Consider the following 252-nt stretch of genomic DNA (forward strand, 5'->3'; position numbering starts at 1 on the left):
GGCAGTAGGCGGTAAGCCGTTCTCTAGTGCCCGTATGTAGTCTTCATCGTAGTGCATTGCTTCATCATCGCCGGCGTCTGTTTCTTCAACTTGGCGAGGAAAGCGCACAGCTTGGGCTGGTGCATCGGAAAGCTCCGAGCAGCCATTTGCAAGCTGAGGTCCACCATCAAAAAACTCAAAGCGGTCGGTCAGTAATGGGTTTTCGTCGTTCCGGCGCGGAAGTGGCGATACTTCCCACGGGGAGCCTGTAAT

Annotated in this window: 1 protein-coding gene; it reads right to left on the reverse strand. The window is 54.8% G+C overall.

Annotated elements, in window-relative coordinates:
• Positions 1 to 252 (reverse strand): amino acid--tRNA ligase-related protein (locus CWC17_RS19135; RefSeq protein WP_283956927.1); only part of this gene is annotated, 252 nt, incomplete at both ends.

The organism is Pseudoalteromonas sp. S3785 (assembly GCF_005887365.1).
Lineage (GTDB): Bacteria > Pseudomonadota > Gammaproteobacteria > Enterobacterales > Alteromonadaceae > Pseudoalteromonas.